Consider the following 1995-nt stretch of genomic DNA (forward strand, 5'->3'; position numbering starts at 1 on the left):
TGTACGACTACGACTCCCCCGAGACGTCGACGACGCTCAACTGGCGCGAGGCTCCGCCGATCGCCATCCTCCAGCACGAGCTGGCCCACCAGTACGACTACGGCTACGAGACCGGTGCCGAGGGCACCTACGACGGGGCCGCGGAACCCGCTACGGCCCCGAGGAGTGGGCGGTGCTCGACGCCGGGGAAGGCGTGGCCGAGATCGCCCAGCGGGCCATCGTGCCGCCCGGCGGGGTGGGGCGGGCGGGTGCGTGCCACCATGAGCCCATGGCCGATGACCGCTTCTACTTCCGCCAGCTCCTCGCCGGGATGGACGTCGCCACCGACGACGTCGTCGCCCAGCAGATGGTGAACTTCGTCTACCTGCTGGGCGACCGTGAGACGGGCGAGGCGATGGCCATCGACCCGGCCTACGACATCGGTGGCGTGCTCGACGTCCTCGCCGCCGATGACATGCGCCTGGTCGGCACCCTCGCCACCCACTACCACCCTGACCACGTCGGCGGCAGCCTGATGGGCCACCCCATCGCCGGGCTGGCCGAGCTGCTCGACCGCAAGCAGGTGCCGGTCCACGTCCAGGCCGACGAGGTCGAGTGGATCACCCGCTCGACCGGGATCAGCGCGGATCACCTCGTCGGCCACGCCAGTGGCGACACGGTGATGGTCGGGGAGGTCCCCGTCACCCTCATCCACACCCCCGGCCACACGCCCGGCAGCCAGTGCTTCCTCGTCGAAGGCCGCCTCGTCGCCGGCGACACCCTGTTCCTCGACGGCTGCGGCCGCACCGACCTGCCCGGCAGCGACCCGGAGCAGATGTACCTCTCGCTGACCCAGCGCCTGGCCCACGTGCCCGACGACGCAGTGCTCTTCCCCGGCCACCTCTACTCCGAGAAGCCGGCGGCGCCCATGGCCGAGGTGCGCCAGCGCAACACCGTGTTCCGCCCCCAGACCCAGGAGCAGTGGATGATGATGTTCGCCCGCTGAAGGACCCCGTCCCGGCGCCGACCCATCCCCGCCCGCACCGCCCCCGGCCGGCCCCCGCCCGGTCCGTTCTCCCCGAGGAGCCCCTGTGACCGAGCCCGCCGATCCGTCCCGCACCGTCACCGTTCCACTCGACGACGGCACCATGGACATGAGGCTGTGGCTGCCGGCGTCGGGCACCGGACCGGGGTTGGTCCTCGTGCAGGAGATCTTCGGGGTGGGCGAGTGGATCTCGGCGGTGGCCACCGAGCTGGCCGCCGAGGGCTTCGTGGTCGGCGCCCCGGACCTGTACTGGCGCCTCGAGCCGGGATGGACGGCGGCCCACGACACCGACGGTATGGCCGCCGCCTTCGCCATGGCGCAGCGCCTCGACCTCCCCACCGCGGTGGCCGACACCGTCGCTGCCCTCGATGCCCTGGCGGCCGTCGACGAGGTCGACGGCGCCCCCGGTGTCATCGGCTACTGCCTCGGCGGTACCATCGCCTGGATGGCCGCTGCGCTCGGCGAGCCGTCGGTGTGCGTCTCCTACTACGGCTCCGGTGTGCCCGACGCGGTCGACCGGGTCGAGGCCGTCACCTGCCCGACGCTGCTCCACTTCGGCGCCGCGGACGACTTCATCCCTCTCACCGACATCGACCGCGTGCAGACCGCAGTGGCCGGCGTCGAGCGCATCGAGCTCCGCGTCCACGAGGGCGGGGGCCATGCCTTCGAGAACGACCGGTCGGGCTTCCACCAGCCCGAGGTGGCGGCCCGATCCCGAGCCCTCACCCTCGCCTTCCTCCACCACCACCTCACCTGAGACCGTCACCTCGACCTACACGCCGGTCCGGAGCCGGAGCCGGAGCTCAGGCGAAGCGATCGGTGAGCCAGGCCACGACCCCGCCCCAGGCCTCGGAGCCCGGGTCGATCACCGCGAAGTGATCGGCGTCGGCCAGGACCTGGAGCGTCACCTCGTCACCCGCGTCCCGGGCCCGCGCCGCGTAGGTCTGGGACTGCTCGGCGGGGACGATGGC

At 72.3% G+C, this 1995-nt stretch carries 2 protein-coding genes; both read left to right on the forward strand.

The window, feature by feature from the left end; all coding sequences use genetic code 11:
* The first annotated feature begins 268 nt into the window (after nucleotides 1-268).
* Nucleotides 269-985, forward strand: coding sequence for an MBL fold metallo-hydrolase (locus VNL12_RS14325; protein WP_349257858.1), 717 nt, complete (start codon nucleotides 269-271; stop codon nucleotides 983-985).
* A gap of 85 nt (nucleotides 986-1070) precedes the next feature.
* Nucleotides 1071-1781 (forward strand): dienelactone hydrolase family protein, encoded by a 711-nt coding sequence (locus VNL12_RS14330; RefSeq protein ID WP_325595623.1) that lies wholly within the window; start codon nucleotides 1071-1073, stop codon nucleotides 1779-1781.
* Nucleotides 1782-1995: the final 214 nt, after the last annotated feature.

This window comes from Iamia sp., from assembly GCF_035575815.1.
Classification (GTDB): Bacteria; Actinomycetota; Acidimicrobiia; order Acidimicrobiales; family Iamiaceae; genus Iamia.

What these genes read in the sequence shown, in the direction of transcription:
- VNL12_RS14325 (WP_349257858.1), top strand. Translation starts at nt 269, where the DNA reads ATGGCCGATGACCGCTTCTACTTCCGCCAGCTCCTCGCCGGGATGGAC.